The organism is Dakarella massiliensis, assembly GCF_001182045.1.
Taxonomy (GTDB): domain Bacteria; phylum Pseudomonadota; class Gammaproteobacteria; order Burkholderiales; family Burkholderiaceae_F; genus Mesosutterella; species Mesosutterella massiliensis.
Window position 1 is genome coordinate 541,539 of the sequence record NZ_CVTY01000006.1, and the last position, 17,784, is coordinate 559,322.

Consider the following 17,784-nt stretch of genomic DNA (forward strand, 5'->3'; position numbering starts at 1 on the left):
ATCCGAAAATCCCAAGTTTTCCAGCCTCTGGCATTTTTTATTTCTTTCGGTAGAATGCCGGCCTCGCATGACTACCTTGGTAGAGTAGCTGTGAACTGCCTTATTAAATCAACAGCTTTCAGACTATCCAATTTCAGAAACGTCATTAACGAGGACAGGCCTTTCCCTCCCAATCCGAAAAAATCTCGCAGACTTCTGAGAATTTCAGACAAAAGACCAGCGGTCCTCCTGTTAGAGTTATGGAAAGCAATCTGGGAGCGGTTTCCCGGCGCATGGATTTAAGGAGACAGCATGGCAACAGTTATCTGCCACATGATGGCGTCGCTTGATGGACGTATTGACTGCGATATGACGAGCCACCTGGGTTCGAAAGGCTATTACGAAGCGCTCGAAGCCCTGAAGATTGATACGACGGTGGAAGGGAAGGTCACGGCGCTGCATCACTACGCGAGCGGCCCCTATACGCCGATCGATCCGACTTCTGTCGGAAAGCCTGAGTTCTTTAAGTCGCATGAGTCCGACAAGTGGGCAGTGATCGCCGATACCCGCGGTACGCTCGTGTGGCCGGAAACGGATGATAAGAACCGGCTCTGCCTCGTTTCTGAACTCGCCCCGCGCGAGTACCTCGACTATCTGAAGAAGAACGGCATCTCCTATATCGCGGTCGGGAAGAAGTCGATTGACCTCAAGGAAGCGGTGCGGATCCTTGAGACCGAATTCGGGTCCAAGCGGATCGGTGTGGTGGGCGGCGGCCATATCAATGGCTCGTTCCTTGAAGCCGGTCTGATTGATGAAGTGAGCATGGTCTATGGGGCCGGAATTGACGGCCGCTCCAGCCAGCCGACCGCGTTTGAAGGGATCTCAGAATCCCACACCGTGCCCTATAAGCTCACGCTGCAGAGCGTGGAAAAGGTCGCTGATCAGTCGGTCTGGATCCGCTATACGGTTTAAAGCGTCTGGGCGGTAACGGTTAAACCTCTGATGCGCTTCAGTTTTTGTTCAGTCTTGAAATTATTTTCTCCTGCAGAATCAAAGGAAAAGGTAATATAACTTCAAGCTTTTCTGAATAAAGGATGCGTCATGAAACAGTCGGCTTTTCCGCTCATTACCGCGCCGTGCCTCAAGGGTGTGCTCGAGGACGGCAAGAACCACGTCGTGATCATTGATGTGCGATCGAACCTCGTTTACCCCGAGAAGGGGCGCGAGGCGTATCTCGAATCTCACATCCCGGGCGCGGTGTTCGCGGATATGGAGACGGACGTCGCGGGCGTGAAGACCGGGACGAACGGCCGTCACCCGTTCCCGGATCTTGAGACATTCGCTGAAAAGATGCGGAACTTCGGCGTCCGGAAGGACACCTTCGTGATTCTTTACGACGGGGGAGAAGCGAATTTCGCGTCCCGACTTTGGTTTACGTTCCGCGCGGCCGGCCACGGGGATATCCGTGTGCTGAATGGCGGCTTTAAAGCCTGGGTCGACGCGGGGCTTCCTGTGACCGCTGAGATTCCGACCCCTGAAAAGGGCGACTTTGAGGTCGGTGAGCCGCTGGAACGGGTCTTCACGAAGGAAGAGATCGAGAAGAACCTCGAAACCGGGGAGTATCTCCTTGTTGACGCCCGCTCAAACGACCGCTTCCACGGGAAGAACGAAACGATGGATCCGAAGGGCGGCCATATCCCCGGAGCGTTCAATCACCCGTCAGCCGCGAACATCGGACCGGATGGATATTTCCTCCGGAAAGGTGAACTGAAGGACGGGTTTGAGGACGTTCTGAAGGCCGCTGCCGGGAAGCCCATCATCAATTACTGCGGGTCCGGTGTCACCGCCTGCTGCAACCACCTCGCGATGGAAGATGTCGGGATTCAGCCCGCTGGCGTTTACATCGGCAGCTGGTCTGAGTGGATCGCGGATCCTAAGCCCCCGCTCGCGACGGAATAAACGCTTCCAGCAATAAACCGAAAATGAAATCCAGGTGTCCTACGGGCATCTGGATTTTTATTGGACTCCGGAATCAAAAATGCCGCCCCGAAACCGTGTTTCATAGGGCGGCACGTTGAATCCGGAATGAAGAGGATTACTTCTTCGCGGGTTCTTTATAGGCCAGGTATTTTTCGATGCTCTGGTCAAGCAGCAGCTGCCACTGATTGGCCGCAAAGCTTGTCTTCAAAGGCGGGCTGTGTGCACTTGCTGACATCAAGCCCCATGCTGTCGATATATTTGACTTCGTACGAGTGCGGTCCGATATCTACCCGATAGCGGGCGTGGAACTGGATGTATTTACCGTGGTTCGTCGGCGGGTAGACGAGGGCGACTGAGGTCGGCGTGTCCTTCTCCACCATGAAGCGGCGCTCGTTCGCGGCTTTGATCACCGCGTCGTGAATCGCGGACTGACTCTGAGTGACTTCATGCTGAGGAAGCTGCTGAATGGGAAAAGTGCCCCCGCAGCCTGTTAATGACAGTGTCGCCGCGGTTAAACCGAGAATCAAAAGCGTACGCATGACATCCTCTCTTTAATTGGAGATTTAAAGGGTAATGACCCGTGGAGAGAAAACGAAATCCCTTCCTGGTTCGTAACCCATAGAGCCTGTGCTATAGAAAACCGGCAGCTTAAGCTTGTTTCCCAGAATACAAGTAACCGGGGCTAACCTCAAGCAAAAAGATGAGCCGCCAGAGAGAATGGCGGCTGTAACGGGATTATTTCTTTACCAGCCGATAACGCTGCCGGGGGCTCTTTGGGCGTTCAGTGCCTTCGATTAATCCCCGGTTTTTAAGGCTGCGTATATGGGAAGAAACCGTATTTCTGGATAGCCCGGAACTGTCGATGATTTCATTGACCGACATGGAGCCCTGCTTTTCCAAAGCAGCCAGCAAAGCGGCGTCGAAATTTTTCCATATATTTCCGGTCTTCTCGGTCTCCGGGAATTGACGCTTGAAGAATGTAATTTGAAAGGCAGAGACAAAGTCTTTCAGATCCGCTTCCGGCAAAAGATCCTCATGCAGTTCCTGTTTGATTTGCTGAAGACCGGAGCCTCTGTTTTCAATAACAAAGCTGGTCTGGCCGTCATCTTCTTTGTAGGGGGTGAACTCTAATAGCTGTGACAGGCGGGTATTTCGAGTTGCGGAGATACCGTGTGGGAGACTGCTGAAGGAAGCGGCACCATAAAGGCCTCCAGGATTCAGAATCTCCAGCCGGTCCGCATATAGATTAATTTGTACCTGAGAGCCTCTTCCGTCAGGCGAGTAATCCCGGTGCTGCAAGGCATTAACAATGGCTTCGCGGCAGGCAGGAATAGGGTAGTCTGTGACCTCCCTGCGGAGCGCCCCCTGAATGAGTGCTCCCGTCCCCATGTGTTGTCTTAACAGCTCAATGGCGCTTGTCAGCATTTCCGGGATCGATCCATTAATGGGCTGAGTTACCGAATAACGGCCCGGCAGCTCTTCAGCCTGAGCTTTGGTTACTCCGGGGTAAACCGTGAACGTGATGTTGAGGCGGGGGAAGAATTGCTGTGGGAAGATCCCGGCAGCGAGCAGCCCGGCTAGCGTTGGTACGTACTTGCCGCCAGCGGCAGGAGCCAAAGCGCCAAGCCTGACGAGGGCCTCATCTCTTGGCATTTTTCCAAACACTCTAGGGGCGATCTCTCGGTTCCGCTGAACGATCGCATCCAGAATCTCTGGATTCAGATCATCCAGGGTCGCTTCTTCTACAGGCTCCCGATCGAAAGCGGGTTGTTTGTAAAATTCCCGCAGACGCTCGATCTCGTAATCTGTCAGCCTTTTGTTACCGTCTTTGGTACGGATAAATGAACCGAACCGCAATCCTTTTTTGGTTATGTAGCAGGGGCGCTGATTTAATGGGACAGGCTGAATGGAGGCAACCACGATATCGCCGCCTTCAACCGGATAGCGTTCGATATTGAGGCGGCAGGGCGGAGTGAGATCGCGTCCCAGCCTAAGGAGCGCGTCATGAATTTTCTTCGCGTCAAAGCCTGGAACCGCAGCCATACTTTTGACGTCGAGACCGAGGATCAGCGTTCCTCCATCCCGATTAGCAAAGGCGGAGATGGTTTCCAAGAGAGAGTCAGGAAGGCCGTCGCCGGCACTGATCACTTCATAATGCTGCGCGTCAGGTCCAAGGACTCGCATTCTTTCAATCGCGTTCTGAATAGGGGGAGGGAGAAAGTTCATGTTGGCTCTCTCGGAAGGTTTCAATGCATTGGAAGAGTACTGAACTAAGAGACTGAACTATACAAGTAAAAGCAATAAGTACACTATTAAGTGTACTTATTCGTATAGTCCTGGCGGTCCTTCGAGTGGTGTCCGCAACTAAATAACCCTCACGAATAGGGGCTCCATCTGAAGGCTTTTAGAAGCGTGAATGGGCGCAAACACCTTCAGCCTGATTCAGGATTTTCCCTTTTAGCCATCAGAAGTACCTCCGCCATTAACCAACTGTAACCGTGATAAAAGTCATAGTAATGATGATTTTTTAATCAGAAAACGAGAACTTTTTTAGATCTGTGTCAACCCTTAAACGAACCTTAAAGTTCTCTTTTTCAGAATCACGCAAATTGCATAAAAGCCAATTACAGCGGAAAACATTCCGACAATATCGTGGTCTTGCAAAGTTAAAAAATACTTGATATAGTGTTCACCATCAACAACGAAACAATAGTCATTCTCATTCGTATCTGTTCATGACGGTTATTTGTCAAACAACATATGAGGAATTAACCATGTCTCTTAATGGAAAGAAAGTCGGCGAATTTGCTCTGAAGGCTTACAAGAACGGTGAGTTTATCGATGTGACCGATAAGGACCTGCAGGGGAAGTGGAGCGTCCTCTTCTTCTATCCGGCTGACTTCACCTTTGTCTGCCCGACCGAACTCGAGGATCTGCAGAACAAGTACGCTGAATTCCAGAAGATCGGCGCTGAGATCTACTCCGTGTCGTGCGACACCCACTTCGTTCACAAGGCCTGGCACGAATCCTCCGAACGTATCGGCAAGGTTCAGTACCCGATGATCGGTGACCCGACCGGCCGTCTCGCGAAGGAACTCGATGTCTTCATTGAGGACGCGGGTCAGGCTGAACGCGGTACCTTCGTGATCAATCCGGAAGGCGAAGTGGTGCTCTACGAAGTGAGCGCCGGCAACATCGGCCGCAACGCGGATGAACTCTTCCGCAAGGTCCAGGCCGCGCAGTTCGTGCACGAGCACGGTGACGAGGTCTGCCCGGCCAAGTGGCAGCCGGGTGAAAAGACCCTCAAGCCCTCTTTCGACCTGGTCGGCAAGCTTTAATGGGGATATGGCATCTTGGCAGAAATTAAAACCTACGATGCTATAGTAGTCGGCGGAGGTCCTGCAGGACTCTCCGCCGCTATTTATTTGGCACGTGCTCGTTTCCGCGTTCTTGTCCTTGAAAAGGAAAAGATCGGCGGTCAGATCACCATCACGGCAGAGGTCGTGAATTATCCCGGTATCGTGAAGACGAACGGGGAGAAGCTCACCTCTGACATGACACGCCAGGCTCAGAATTTCGGCGCGGAATTCCTCGCGGCTGAAGTGACGGGGCTTGAGCTTGAGGGTGACTGGAAGATCGTACACACGAACCGCGGCGACTTTAAGACGCTCGGCGTGGTGTACGCGGCCGGGGCTCATCCGAGACTCGCCGGGTTTACCGGCGAATCCGAATTCCGGGGCCACGGTGTCGCCTACTGCGCGACCTGCGACGGTGAATTCTTTACGGACCGCACGATTTTCGTGATCGGCGGCGGTTACGCTTCGGTGGAGGTTACGCTTCGGTGGAGGAGGGGCTCTTCCTCACGAAGTACGGAAAGAAAATCATCATGGTGGTGCGCCGTGACGACTTCTCGATCAACTCCGCTGCGGTTGAGGAGCTGAAGGAGAATCCGAAGGTCGAGCTGCACTTCAATACGGAAGTCGCTCGGGTCGAAGGCGACAGCGCCGTCCGACGGGTGGTGCTGAAGGATCGGAAGACGGGAGAAGAAACCGTTTACGAATCCGGGTCGGATGGCTTCTACGGCGTCTTCGTGTTCGTGGGCTACACGCCTGGGAACGATCTGATCAAAGGCCAGGTGGAACTGAACCCGCAGGGGTACGTGATCGCGGACCGGAATCAGAAGACGAATATCGACGGCGTCTACGCGGCGGGCGACATCTGCGTGAAGGAACTTCGCCAGGTGGTGACCGCGGTGTCGGATGGCGCGGTCGCGGCGACGTCGCTTGAGAAGTATCTCGGCAGCCAGTACCGGAAGCTTCAGCTGAAGCGGACGTACGTGAAGAAACTCGAACCGAAGGAAGAGCCGAAGCCTGAAGCCGCTCCAGCGGCGGACGACAATTCGTTCCTCGACGCGGATACCCGCGCGGCGCTCGCTCCGGTGCTCGGACGCTTCACGAATCCGATTACGCTGAGGCTCTATGACGATCACTCGGATCTCTCGCGTGAAGACGCGGAGATGATCAAGGAGCTTGCCAGTCTCTCTGACAAGGTCTCCTACGAAGTGGTCGACGCGGTTCCGGGTAAGGAACACACGATCGCGATTCTGAACGATAAGAAGGAAGAGGCGGGGCTCCGCTTCCACGGGGTGCCTGGCGGTCACGAATTCAATTCGTTCATACTCGCGATGTATAACGTCGCGGGTCCGGGGCAGGACGTGGGTGAGGCGCTGCAGAAGCGGATCGACTCGATCGATACGTCGAAAGCGCTCACGATCGCTGTGTCGCTCTCCTGCACGATGTGTCCGGATCTCGTCGCCGCGGCTGAAAGGATCGCGGCCGATAACCCGAATGTGACGGTCGACGTGTATGACCTCGCTCACTATCCGGAGCTTCAGAAGAAGTGGAACATCATGAGCGTTCCGTGCCTCATCGTGAACGATAAGGACGTCCACTTCGGGAAGAAGGGGGGCGAAGGGATCCTCGACATGCTGAAGTAACCTTTCTAGCTTGCCCCACGAACCGCTTGTCTTTTGGGCTGGTAAACCCAGAAGGCAGGCGGTTTTTCTTTTCCCCGGAATGAAAAATCCCTCCGGCTGTGAAGTGCTGGAGGGATGCGGAATCAATCGTTCGCTTTTTGCTGATAGCTTTCCGAATTCTGAATGATGCGGTTCGCGAGATCCATCGCTTCATTCATCTTCTCGTTCGGCGTGAAGCTGTGGTCGAGTGACTCGATCAGTTTCTCGGACGCTTTCCGGGTCTGTACTACGGATTCCTCGTGAGACACTTGGGAGAGCTTCGCGAGTTTCTCCGCCTCCCGGAGCGCCGCGACCCGGATAAAACCGGCAAGCGATACGCCGCTCTTTTCAGCGGCATCCTGCAGCAGATGCTGCTCCCCGGAACTGAGGCAGATATTGAATTCACCAGAAGCATTTGCAGACATAGATTTCTCCAATGTGAGGTGTTGCGCCGGAGAGGAAATCGATTTTTTTGGTTATTTCGTCTGTACTATTGTGCGCGTTGTTATTTTACTGCCAAAGCTTTAATTTTTCTTAAAGTGATGAAATAAAAATGCTCATTTTCTCACGTAGATCGAATTGAATACCTGGTAGGCGAGTTTACGGTATTTCTGTGTTGATAAATCCGTGGTCCTGAGATCCTTTGATCCTATCGTGAACTGTACGTTCACAGCCTTGTTTTCCACAAGGAAAAGCATGTAAAAGGTGTGCAGATAGAGAACATTTCCAAGCCGCTCGGTCTTCACGGTCGCGTCAGCGAGAATCGCGGGGTAGGAATCGAGCATCGTGGCTCTCGCGTCCCCGCGTTTCACGATTTCACCAACCGGCGGAAAGATGTCTGTCCAGAAATCGGGAGACTTCACCACTTCTTTGAGAACGGGGAGCTCCCAGTTCGCCTTAACTTCCGGATCCGGATTGGTGTCGATTCCGATCACGGAGATCAGCACCGTCTGTTCATCCGCCTTCATCCATTCGCTCACTACATGCGGGCGGACGGTTTTCGTTTTCTGCACCCAGGAGAGCGGGAACGAGATCTCGATATTGAGCCCCTGAGCCTTGGGGTTCCCTTTTGTCGAATAGGTTTCTTTGTTCCTCGAGAACTCTTCTGCCGGGTTATGGGTGAAGGAGACGTCGGACAGCGTCCGGAAAATCCGGTCCGTCAGTTCTGTCGGCTGATCAAGCGTGGCAATAAAGAGATCAAGCTGCTTCTCCGCGAGTTCCTCGTTCCTGAACTTCACGTCCGGCATCAGCTTCCCGATCCGTTCGTTTGATTTCGCGAGCACCTTGATCCCGAAATCCCCGAAGCATTCAAAGTGTTTCCGCACCGCGGCTTCGGCTCCCGGAAACCGATCCCGGAAGCGGCGCTGAAACATGAGAACATCCGGCGTGAGAGCGGGGTACGAATGCATGATTTCCGTGAGCGCGGTCTTCTGATACTCCACGTAGCCGTAGGCCTCGGCGAGATTCCGGATATCGGATTCCCCAAGACCGTGAGCGGACGCCGCGCCGCTGATTGAGGTGAAGAAGAGGGCAGAGAGAATCAGAGCGGCGGTTTTCATAGGAAAACGATCTTTTGAATTAAGTGCTTCTTCGATTCTGAACGGTTTCAGTAACCAAGGCAATGGATACGAATACGGAACGTGTCAGTATTCGGATTGAAGAGTTTTTATGTGTATGATGTGTATGAAAAATAATCGGAAGCCGAAATCATGAAGTATCTGACCGCGATTGAACCAGGTGACGATGAAAACGCGTTTGGTGTTGTGATTCCTGATCTGCCGGGATGCTTTTCAGCCGGAAACACTTTGGAAGAGGCACTCAGAAACGGAAAGGCGGCTGCCGAACTCTGGATGGAGTCAGAGCTCGATAATGGCAGAGCCATTCCAGCCCCATCCTCATTCGAAAAACTCAGAAAGAATCCAGGGTTTGAAGGCTGGATCTGGTCCGTGATTGATGTGGATCCGGAGGCGCTTTCCGATAAATCGATCCGCGTGAATATCACGCTCCCCGCGAGGGTTCTGACGCGTCTTGACCGCCAGGCCAAAGCAGCCGGCGAAACCCGTTCTGGCTTCATCGCGAAACTCGTAATTTCAAATCCGGCAGGGTAGAAACGTCGTTTGCGGAATTCTTATTCTTGACGGCCTCCGGACTTCCGTGAGTAGAATTACCGCGATCCAGATCACTTCAAGGCAGCAACGTTTTCCTATGGCACTTCAGACTGACACCCCGGCACTTCCCCCGCTTATCCGCGTCGTGGACGATAACGACACGCTTCGGCAGTTGCTTGAATTCATGCTGCAGTGCGAGGGGTATGAGGTCGTGTCCTACGCGAGCGCCATGGATTTTCTGAAGTCTGACACCCCAAGCCGCCCCGGGTGCCTGATCCTCGATATCCAGATGCCGGAAATGAGCGGACTTGATCTCTTTGACCGGCTGAATCACCGGGGGTACGAAGTCCCGGTGATCTTCCTCACGGCGCATGGCGACACCGATATGGCGGTGGGCGCGATGCGGGATGGGGCGTGCGACTTTCAGACAAAAATCGATCAACGTGGAGAAGTTCCTCCCGGCGGTCGCGCGGGCGCTAGAAAATGACCGTCTGCGGCGTGAAGGCATCAGCCGCGATATCCGGGAAGAGGTGAAGCTTTTCCAGAGTCTTTCGGAGAGGGAAGAAAAAATCTGCCGCCTCACGATCCAGGGCTTTGTGAGCCGGGCGATCGGGGAGCGGCTCGAGATTTCGCACCGAACGGTGGAGCACTACCGGGGATCCGCCCTTAAGAAACTCGGGCTTCATTCCTCCGCCGACCTCGCACAGTTTTTCGCGCGGGTTGACGCGTTCCTCGCCGCGAACCCGGAGCGGTAAAGCGGGTTTTATACGTCTTTCGGCATAGTCTTTCTGACTATTTTCTGATTTCGATGGGGGTCACCTAGGTAGACCCCCGAAACACAATTTCTCCTGAGAAGAGGGGATTCGGGTGACCGGATGTCCTCACAAGACCAAGAACTCACTCATGGAGAGATATGTATGCTGACTCGGAGAAATTGGCTGAAAGCCGGTGTCGCGGCAGCGGCCGCGGGTACCGCGAGTGTCGCTCAGGCTGCGACAGGAAAAGCTTCCCCGTCCCAGAAGTCGAACATCAATAAGACGCTTCCGTCCGAAACCTTTGACTGCGTCATTCTCGGCGCGGGCACCGGAAGCCTCGTCACCGCGATTGAGGCCTTTGACCGCGGTCTGAAGCCTGTGGTGCTCGAAAAGATGTCCTGGGCCGCCGGTAACTCCATTTTCGCGTCCGGCGGTATCGCCGCCTGGGGCACCGACCTTCAGAAGGCTCAGGGATTCAACGAAACGAAAAAGGCGTTCCGCGCTGACATGATGAAAGTGTCGCAGAACCGCGCCGATCCCGCGCTCGTCGACACCTATGTTGAAAATATCGGCCCCGATATCGAGTGGCTGCAGAAGAAGATCGGCGTGAAGTTCGCGAAGATCCGCAGCCTCCCGTGGCCGCTCCTTCACCGCAAGATCCCGGTCCGCTTCAACACGAAAGGTCTGAAACTCATCACCGATAACCAGTATCGGATCGTGGGCGTTGAGTGCCTGACGGACGACGGCCTCAAGAACTACATGGCGCGTGACGGTGTCGTGATCGGTACCGGCGGCTTCTCCGCGAACCGCGCGATGCTCTGCCGCTATATGGGAGGTCCGCTCTCCCGCCTCGTACTCCGCGGATCTCAGTACGTCACGGGTGAAAACGTCTCGATGACGGAGCCGCTTGGCGCGATGCTCGTTCACATGGACCAGTTCCACTGCGGTCCGATCGTGGAGAACACCCACGCGAATCCGAACTTCGTGATTGATGCCGGCACGGGTCTTGATGTGAACTGCCAGGGCCAGCGCTTCATGGATGAAGTGTTCACGTACACGCAGAAGTCGATGGCGACCGCGACGAAGACGAAGGAAAACAAGGCCTATCACCTGATTGACGCGAACTGGCCGCGCTCCGAAATGGCGGCGAAGAAGTTCCTCGGGATGAATAGCGAAGTGATCATCGCGAACACCCCGGAAGAACTCGCGCAGAAGATGGGGCTGAAGCCCGAAGTCTTCACGAAGCTTTTCGCCGAATACAACAAGGCGCTCGCGGACGGAAAGCTGAAGGATATGAATCCGCCATGCTCCCTCAAGGATCCGAAGCCCCTCAATAAGCCTCCGTACTACGCGTTCCCGTTCCAGGGCGGTATCACGGCCACGTTCGGCGGCCCGAAGATCAACTCTAAGGCTCAGATCGTGAGTAACGAAGGCGTCCCGTTCAAGGGTCTCTACGCGGTCGGCAACGCCGCGGGCGGTCTCTTCTTCGGAAACTATATCGGCGGCTCGCAGCTTGGCGGTGCCACTGTGTTCGGCCGCATTGCCGCGGCTGATATGGCTTCAAAGCATAAGAACGCTTAACCGAAGGGGAGAAAACGACCATGAAAAACTTAATCGTTATGACGCTCGCCATGCTGATCGCGGGGTCCGCCGCGGCTGCCGGAACGACTGACCACTTCCTCGCGGACCGTCACGTCGAGCGCGGCGTGAAGTGCGAGTCCTGCCACGTGAATGGCGACACCACGAAACCGGTCCGCAAAGCGCAGTGCCTCGTGTGCCACAAGTCTTACGAAGCGCTCGCGAAGAAGACCGAGAACGTTCACCCGAACCCGCACTTCAACCACTACGGCGAACGCGACTGCACGACGTGCCACAAGGGTCACCAGCAGAGCACGCTTTCCTGCAGCCAGTGCCACAAGTTCAATCTGAAGACGCCGTAAGACAGGAAGCGAGTCCTCCGTTCTTCCTTTGACTTCTCCTCATTCTTGAGGTTCCCCGGAAATCCCGCCCTTTCTCTCTCCGGGGGCAGACGGATTTCCGGTTTTTTTCTTATCTATATAGAGAAGAGAAGCAGAAGGGCCGAAGAGTGGAGGGGAGAAAGCGACAGAATCAGGAAATCGGATGAGCCGGAGCTGGGATCGTGACGGTCACGGCAAGTCCCCCGGCGGCACCCGGGTTAAAGGCGATCGTTCCCGAGTGGTTCTGGATGATGGTGCGGACAATGGCGAGCCCAAGCCCGAGCCCCTCAGGCTTCGCGCTCTTTGTGGCGTACCCGAGACTCTCCAGCCGCTCTTTTGTGAGGACCTCACCGGTGTTCTGAATCGTGAGCCGGATCGATTCCCCATCCGCCGTTTCAAACCGGTTAAGCACCACCGAGACCCGGGCGTCTGCGCCTCCCTTCCGGTCCGCGGCTTCAAGCGCGTTTTTGATGAGATTCACGACCGCGACTTCAATCTCAAGCCGGTCCCCCTCGATCAGGCACCCAGGGCGGGTATCAGATTGAATCGCGGTCCGGTAGCGGCTCGAGTCCTCGAGATTCGAGACGGAGCGCGTCACAAGGTCCGAAAGATCAATCACGGTCCGGGTGTCCGAGCCGCTCGACCGCTTCGCGTAGTCCCGGACCTTCGTCACGATTTCGTCCGCCTTCAAGGCTTCGCTTCGAATTGTGGTGAGGCCTTTCTGCATCATGGCTTCGGAATTCGGCCGATGCATGTCTGAGAGTCTCAGAAGGCTCTGCACGTAATTCACGATTGTCGCGAGGGGCTGCCGGAGTTCATGAACGACCATGGAGCTCATCTGCCCGATCATCCCGTTTTTCTGAAGCGACGCGAGATGCTCGTTTGCCCGACGCGTGCGTTCTTCGAGTTCTTTTTGCTTTGCGTAGGCTTTTGTGAGTTCACGGGTCCTTCGCTCCACCAGCCGGTCACTCCGGACCGAATGAAGAAGGAGCCCGATGACCGCGGCGATAAAGAGCGTGAGGAACGGCCAGTATTCGGAGAGGAACCGCCTCAGGGTCCAGTGCCGCAGGTACTCATACGGCCCGATCTTAAGTTCCTTGAAGAGGGTGTCGACCGGGGTGAAATCTGTCGCCATCCCCCAGTGGAGGTTCCCGGGGATCGGTTTCATCGAGAGGAGGGTGGACGCGGCGAGCCTCGCGACATCCGGTGTCGCGTGAGGCGTAATCGTCACGGTCCAATTCGGGTAAAGCGCCGTGCTTCGAATGCAGCGGAAGTCTTTCGTTTCCGGTTTCGCGCCGACGACAGCGAGGTCTGAAATATCTTTCCCTTCGGATGCCATATCTTCAAGGAAACAGGTTCGCAGCACGCCGACATCCGCTTCCCCGTTCCGGAGCGCCGTAACGACAGACGGCATATCGTTCAGCTTCACAATCTGATCCGAAAAGAACCGGTCGGGGTTGAAGCCCTCCCGCAGGAGTTCCCCCATCGCGACCTGGAAGCCAGTGAAGGCCTTGGGGCCGCTCGTCACGAGCCTCAGTCCCTCCAGATCTTTCAGACTCTGGTACGTCCGGTCTCCTTTCCGCACGACAAAAACGGAGCCTTCCGCGTGATTCGGATCCGGAAAGCGATCCGACACGAGCTACCCGATATCGCGGCTTCCGATGTCAGCCGCCCGGCGGTACGTCCCCGCGGAGCTCAGCACCAGGTCCGTTTTCTTCGGATTGATCCGTTCCCCTGAAAACACCTCGGCGTAAAAGTGATCCCGCCCGAACGCTTTTTGAAACGCGCGCACCGTCGGCATGATGATCGCGTCATTCTGGTTCGGCTGCGAGAAGTGCGAGACCTGCATCCGGACCACGTCCGGGGCGTCCTTCCGCGCCGCGGTTTCGGGAGTGAGTACGCGCCCGATCGGGTACGGCTCATCGATCCCGGACGCGCCCGCCGGCGTAACAAGAAGCGGGAGAGCAAGAAAGCCCGCGATCAGGCAGAGGCTCACAGGTTTCAGGCGGTATCTCGCGCGGCGCATGGGAATAAACGAATAAAGGTTCACGGTAACGCCTATAAGTATAGGGAAGAGGACTCGGCCCCTCACAATAAAAAAACACGCTCTTCATCTGAAAAAAGAGGAAGAGCGTGAAAACGTCGTACGTTCAAACGAAGACCAAAGAGAGAATCGCCGCTCCCGGATCGGGAGAATCCAGGAGCGGGTACTGCTAAAGAGCTCAGGCGTTCTTCGCCTTAGCCTGGTTCTGGGCGCGGAGCATGTTAAGCGACGACCCATAACGGAACCACTCGATCTGACGATCGGTGTAGGTGTGGTTCACCTGGACACGGTCCTGAGACCCATCGGCGTGACTGAGGATCACGGTGAGCGGTTTACCAGGCTTGAAGTCCTTCATGCCAACCACCGAGATGCGGTCCTTCTCCTGCACCTTGTTCCAGTCATCCGGATTCGCGAAGGTGAGCGCGAGGATGCCCTGCTTCTTCAGGTTCGTCTCGTGAATTCGGGCGAAGCTCCTCGCGATGATCACCTGGACATTGAGGTAGCGGGGCTGCATCGCGGCCTGTTCGCGGGACGACCCTTCACCGTAGTTTTCGTCCGCCACGACGCACGAGAACTGGTTCGCGGCCTTATAGCTCTTCGCGACAGAGCTCACCTTGTCGTAGGTCCCCGTCTTCTGATTGAAGACGTGGTCGAGTTTCCCAGGCTGGAAGGCGTTATCAGCGACAGAAAGCGTGTTATCCGAAATCCGGGAGATGTTCCCAACGTAGTGAATCCACTTGCCGGCAGGCGAAATGTGGTCCGTCGTGCACTTCCCCTTCACCTTGATGAGGAGCGGAAGACCCTGGATATCCTTCCCGTTCCAGGCGGGGAAGGGGTCAAGCAGCCGCAGGCGGTCGTAGCTCGGGTCGATCTTGATCACTTTCGTCTTAAAGGTCGCCGTGTGGCAGCCAGTGCCGGCGCGGGCAAAGCCCTTCGGCGGGAGTTCATTTCCGTGCGGGACTTCGAGTTTCACCGCCTTTCCGTCCTTCCCCGTCACGGTATCCGTCATCGGGTTAAAGGAGAGACGGCCGCCGAGCGCGTAAGCGACCGCGATATCCGGGGACACGAGGAACGCTTCAGTGAGCGGGTTCCCGTCGTTACGCTTCCGGAAGTTGCGGTTGAAGCCGTGAACGATCGTGTTCTTACGCTTCGGGTTGTTCTTCCGGTTCCACATGCCGACGCACGGCCCGCAGGCATTCGCGAGCACCGTGACACCGAGTTTCTGGAAGACCTGCGTGAGACCGTCGCGGTCCATCGTGGCCTTCACGAGGTTGGAGCCTGGCGACAGGAACATCGGGCACTTCACAGAAATCCCGTGATCGAGCGCCTGCTGCGCGATGGAGGCGGCGCGCGAAATGTCTTCGTAGGATGAATTCGTGCAGGAACCGATCAGCACCGCTTCGATCTTGTCCGAAAGCCCCTTCTTCTTCACGTTCTCCTTCATTTCGGAGAGGTTCATGTCAGCGTCAGGCGAATACGGTCCGGACACCTGGGGTTCAAGAGTCGAGAGGTCGATCGTGATCACCTGGTCATAGAATTTGGACGGGTTCTCGTACACCGCCTTATCGGCTCTGAGGTCGCCCGCGATCTTATTTGCCATCAGGACGATCTCTTCGCGGCCTGTCTTCCGGAGGTAATCCATCATGTGGGAGTCATACGGGAAGACTGAGCTTGTCGCGCCGAGTTCCGCGCCCATGTTCGCGATCGTCGCTTTGCCGGTCGCGGAAAGGGTATCCGTGCCCGGACCGAAGTATTCAATAATGGCGTTCGTGCCGCCTTTGACGGAGAGAATTCCGAGGAGCTTGAGGATCACATCCTTCGGAGTGGACCACCCCTTCAGTTCCCCGGTGAGCTTCACGCCGATCACCTTCGGCACCGGAAGCTCCCATTCGACCCCCGACATGCAGTCCACGGCGTCCGCGCCGCCGATACCGATCGCGATGCCGCCAAGCCCCGAGCCATTCGGCGTGTGAGAGTCGCAGCCCACAATGAGGCAGCCCGGATACGCGTAGTTTTCGAGTGTCTCCTGATGAATAATGCCCGCGCCCGGTTCCCAGAAGTCGATACCGAGCTTATCGCTCACGTCGCTCAGGAACTTGTAGGTCACGCGGTTATCGTAGTTTGAGACCTTCAGATCCTTGATCGCGCCGTCGCTCGCGAGCGTCAGGTGATCGCAGTGGATGGAGGAGGGAAGCTGGACCTTCGGGAACTCCGCGACGAGGAACTGCTGCATCGCGGACTGCGCGGTGAGGTCTTCCATCACGAGCTGATCCGGGCGGAAATTCGCGAATTCGTGGCCGCGCTTGAAGTCCCTCGCATCCTCGATGTGATAGAGATGCGTGTAGAGGATCTTTTCAGAAAGCGTGAGCGGACGGTTAAATCCCTTCCGCACAGCGGCGAGCCGCGTCGGGAAATTCTTATAGAACGCGCGGACGTGCTCGATATTCCTGATCGGATGCTGAACGTTGATGTCCTTCGTCGCTGCGGAAGCGACCGCGGACGCTGCGCCATTCATACTCACCGCGGCGGCGGTAAGACCTGAGGCTTTCAAGAGGCTGCGGCGTGAAACCGAAACGGGCATGGCTAAAATCTCCTTTTTGGTTGTATGCGTATTGAGAGACCGCCGCGTTTTTCTTTGCGGCTCTCTATGTCTCTCGACGTAGTAAGTTTGGATTAGACCTCTGCCTAGGTAGCCCGGTCACACGTCAAAAAAACGACACTTGGGTGACACAAAAAATCCCAAAAACAGGTCCGTTTCTGTTTTCTGGATATGAAAATGCCCGCGCAAGGCGGGCATGGAAATACAGGATCAGTTGAAGATTACTTTAACGGAATTAAAGATGTGATTTCTTAACTTTCGATATTTTTCCGCTGTCTTTTCAGTTGTTTCGGCATCCGGTGACGCAATCGTGAACTCAACCCGGATGTTTTCGTCAAAATCAAAGTATTCCGCGACGTATGAATGATAGAAAAATGGGTGGTTCTTTTCTATTTTGTCGCTTCCTTTCCAGTCGAGCAGAAGCGCTGTTCCGGTTGCGCTGTCGCCCACAAAGTCAGCATCAATCCGGCCTTTAGCAATGGATTCATCCTCCAGAGGACCGTACTCTTTCCAGATCGCCGCACTATCTTCCTTGATGCGTTTCATCAAATAGCGGTATTCCCTAAAAAACGGAAGATCATCGGTCTGTCTTTCCCGCAAGACTAAAACGGTAATTAACGCGTGTTCATCGGACTTAGTCCAATAACCAAGGGAAAAAGGATGATCCAGTGGTTTCTTTTCCCAGGATTCCGGGAGAGAAATCTGAAACTTCCGAGGCGATTTGTTCGGTTCTCGAGGCAAAGACTCTGAGTATGTCTTTTTGTGAACGAAAAGTTCTTCTGCCGGATATTCAGAGAAAGTCACATCACTGACCGTTGCGAAAATCCGCTTTTCATCCTGAGTCGGGTGGTCCGTAACCCCGGTGAACTGATGTACTAATTTTAGTGCTTCATTTTTATTATGGAATCTGCGGTTCGAGTTGAACTTTCGGAGTTTGGCTTCCAGCTTTCCGGTTAATTTTTCTCTGGTCAGGCCAAACTCGTCAATGTGACTGAGCAAGGCCTCTTCCGAATTCGGATAGTCAGTATTCCAAACCGCCTCGCTGGCACTGACTTCTATCATTAAATGTTTGTCATTCGGAAACTGTTTCCGGGCGTTTTCGATCAGCTGTTTCTGCTGGTACACAAATGCGTAAGCCTCAACAAGGTTCTGAAGATCAGTCTGTGTAAACCCGTGCGCCAAAGAGCTTTGGCTGAAGAGGCAGGTGGCAGCGCCGGCAATAGTGATAATGAGTTTCTTCATGGTGAAGGAGGCAGAGAGAAAAATCAGTTACTGCAGATAGTACCGGATTAGTTACTAAATGAACATCCCTGCCTCCTTGATTGATCCACTTGAAAGGCGGCCGAC

General features: G+C 55.0%; 18 protein-coding genes. 10 read left to right on the forward strand and 8 right to left on the reverse strand.

Going from position 1 to position 17,784, the window contains the following annotated elements; genetic code table 11:
* Positions 1-291: 291 nt before the first annotated feature.
* Together BN1936_RS06210 and BN1936_RS06215 are read left to right on the forward strand one after the other, a co-directional pair.
* The gene (locus BN1936_RS06210) at positions 292-951 is read left to right on the forward strand and encodes a dihydrofolate reductase family protein (protein ID WP_022442923.1); all 660 of its coding nucleotides are present in this window, start codon (positions 292-294) and stop codon (positions 949-951) included.
* A 129-nt stretch (positions 952-1,080) separates the two neighbouring features.
* On the forward strand, positions 1,081-1,938 hold the full coding sequence (locus BN1936_RS06215; RefSeq protein WP_049686906.1) for a sulfurtransferase: 858 nt from the start codon (positions 1,081-1,083) through the stop codon (positions 1,936-1,938).
* Between the two features lie 185 nt (positions 1,939-2,123).
* Here the strand turns inward: BN1936_RS06215 and BN1936_RS06220 are convergent, their stop codons facing one another.
* Positions 2,124-2,498 carry a hypothetical protein gene (locus BN1936_RS06220; RefSeq protein WP_022443743.1) on the reverse strand — a complete coding sequence of 125 codons (375 nt, stop codon included), beginning with the start codon at positions 2,496-2,498 and terminating at the stop codon, positions 2,124-2,126.
* Between the two features lie 196 nt (positions 2,499-2,694).
* A complete protein-coding gene (locus BN1936_RS06225) occupies positions 2,695-4,185 on the reverse strand; it encodes an ATP-binding protein (RefSeq protein WP_049686907.1) in 1,491 nt (496 codons plus the stop codon).
* 548 nt (positions 4,186-4,733) lie between these two features.
* Between BN1936_RS06225 and ahpC the strand changes: the two genes are divergently transcribed.
* From ahpC to BN1936_RS06235, 3 genes are read left to right on the forward strand one after another with little or no spacing between them, the layout of a single operon-like run.
* Positions 4,734-5,297, forward strand: a complete 564-nt coding sequence (gene ahpC, locus BN1936_RS06230; protein ID WP_049686908.1) for an alkyl hydroperoxide reductase subunit C — start codon at positions 4,734-4,736, stop codon at positions 5,295-5,297.
* 15 nt (positions 5,298-5,312) lie between these two features.
* Entirely contained in the window at positions 5,313-5,900 is a 588-nt protein-coding gene (locus tag BN1936_RS11590) for an FAD-dependent oxidoreductase (RefSeq protein WP_022443746.1), read from the forward strand.
* Positions 5,801-6,955: an FAD-dependent oxidoreductase gene (locus tag BN1936_RS06235; protein WP_198290751.1), complete on the forward strand. Its 1,155-nt coding sequence runs from the start codon at positions 5,801-5,803 to the stop codon at positions 6,953-6,955. The genes BN1936_RS11590 and BN1936_RS06235 overlap by 100 nt, the downstream gene beginning before the upstream one ends.
* Positions 6,956-7,077: 122 nt before the next feature.
* Here the strand turns inward: BN1936_RS06235 and BN1936_RS06240 are convergent, their stop codons facing one another.
* Both BN1936_RS06240 and BN1936_RS06245 read right to left on the reverse strand, forming a co-directional pair.
* A complete protein-coding gene (locus BN1936_RS06240; protein WP_022443748.1) occupies positions 7,078-7,398 on the reverse strand; it encodes a type II toxin -antitoxin system TacA 1-like antitoxin in 321 nt (106 codons plus the stop codon).
* Positions 7,399-7,530: 132 nt separating this feature from the next.
* Positions 7,531-8,532, reverse strand: coding sequence for a hypothetical protein (locus BN1936_RS06245; RefSeq protein WP_022443749.1), 1,002 nt, complete (start codon positions 8,530-8,532; stop codon positions 7,531-7,533).
* Positions 8,533-8,682: 150 nt separating this feature from the next.
* On the opposite strand from BN1936_RS06245, the gene BN1936_RS06250 reads away from it, so the two are divergent.
* The 5 genes from BN1936_RS06250 to BN1936_RS06270 all read left to right on the forward strand — a co-directional run bounded on the left by BN1936_RS06250 (position 8,683) and on the right by BN1936_RS06270 (position 11,776).
* Complete coding sequence (locus tag BN1936_RS06250) at positions 8,683-9,081, forward strand: type II toxin-antitoxin system HicB family antitoxin (protein WP_022443750.1); 399 nt, start codon at positions 8,683-8,685, stop codon at positions 9,079-9,081.
* 97 nt (positions 9,082-9,178) lie between these two features.
* Positions 9,179-9,568 (forward strand): response regulator transcription factor, encoded by a 390-nt coding sequence (locus tag BN1936_RS11735; protein ID WP_022443751.1) that lies wholly within the window; start codon positions 9,179-9,181, stop codon positions 9,566-9,568.
* On the forward strand, positions 9,525-9,836 hold the full coding sequence (locus BN1936_RS11740) for a LuxR C-terminal-related transcriptional regulator (RefSeq protein ID WP_022443752.1): 312 nt from the start codon (positions 9,525-9,527) through the stop codon (positions 9,834-9,836). Before BN1936_RS11735 ends, BN1936_RS11740 begins: the two co-directional genes overlap by 44 nt.
* A 162-nt stretch (positions 9,837-9,998) precedes the next feature.
* On the forward strand, positions 9,999-11,417 hold the full coding sequence (locus BN1936_RS06265) for an FAD-dependent oxidoreductase (protein WP_049686909.1): 1,419 nt from the start codon (positions 9,999-10,001) through the stop codon (positions 11,415-11,417).
* 20 nt (positions 11,418-11,437) lie between these two features.
* Positions 11,438-11,776 carry a cytochrome c3 family protein gene (locus BN1936_RS06270; protein ID WP_022443754.1) on the forward strand — a complete coding sequence of 113 codons (339 nt, stop codon included), beginning with the start codon at positions 11,438-11,440 and terminating at the stop codon, positions 11,774-11,776.
* A 169-nt stretch (positions 11,777-11,945) separates the two neighbouring features.
* Here BN1936_RS06270 and BN1936_RS06275 read toward each other — a convergent pair whose 3' ends face one another.
* From BN1936_RS06275 to BN1936_RS06290, 4 genes are all read right to left on the reverse strand, one after another.
* Positions 11,946-13,430, reverse strand: coding sequence for a sensor histidine kinase (locus BN1936_RS06275; protein ID WP_049686911.1), 1,485 nt, complete (start codon positions 13,428-13,430; stop codon positions 11,946-11,948).
* A 3-nt stretch (positions 13,431-13,433) separates the two neighbouring features.
* Positions 13,434-13,844, reverse strand: coding sequence for a hypothetical protein (locus BN1936_RS06280; protein ID WP_148521194.1), 411 nt, complete (start codon positions 13,842-13,844; stop codon positions 13,434-13,436).
* 172 nt (positions 13,845-14,016) lie between these two features.
* Positions 14,017-16,419: an aconitate hydratase gene (locus BN1936_RS06285; RefSeq protein WP_022443758.1), complete on the reverse strand. Its 2,403-nt coding sequence runs from the start codon at positions 16,417-16,419 to the stop codon at positions 14,017-14,019.
* Positions 16,420-16,647: 228 nt separating this feature from the next.
* Complete coding sequence (locus BN1936_RS06290; protein ID WP_022443759.1) at positions 16,648-17,679, reverse strand: hypothetical protein; 1,032 nt, start codon at positions 17,677-17,679, stop codon at positions 16,648-16,650.
* Positions 17,680-17,784: the final 105 nt, after the last annotated feature.